General features: G+C 46.2%; 1 protein-coding gene. It reads left to right on the top strand.

Going from position 1 to position 260, the window contains the following annotated elements:
• On the top strand, nucleotides 1-260 hold a 260-nt coding region (locus AB4512_RS24970; protein ID WP_372176150.1), incomplete at both ends, for a 5'-nucleotidase C-terminal domain-containing protein.

The following is a 260-nucleotide window of genomic DNA, read 5'->3' as shown; positions in this document are numbered from 1 at the left end:
CAGTAATAGCGACTCTTTCCGCGTATCAGCAGCAGGGGCAAGAGTTGTTAGATGTTGATATCTCTAAAACTGATGCGAAGCTTGAAGGTGACCGTAATGTGGTTCGATCTGAGCAAACTAACCTTGGTCACTTGCTAGGGCACGCTTACCGCACTTATTACTTAGTGAATGCTGACTTTGGTGTCATGAACTCTGGCGGCGTTCGTGACTCAATTGCTGAGGGTAAAATAGCTTATCGTGATGTGCTTACAGTCCAACCT

Source organism: Vibrio sp. 10N.222.52.B7 (assembly GCF_041474275.1).
Lineage (GTDB): Bacteria > Pseudomonadota > Gammaproteobacteria > Enterobacterales > Vibrionaceae > Vibrio > Vibrio crassostreae_C.
This window is presented reverse-complemented; position numbering and strand designations above follow the sequence as displayed.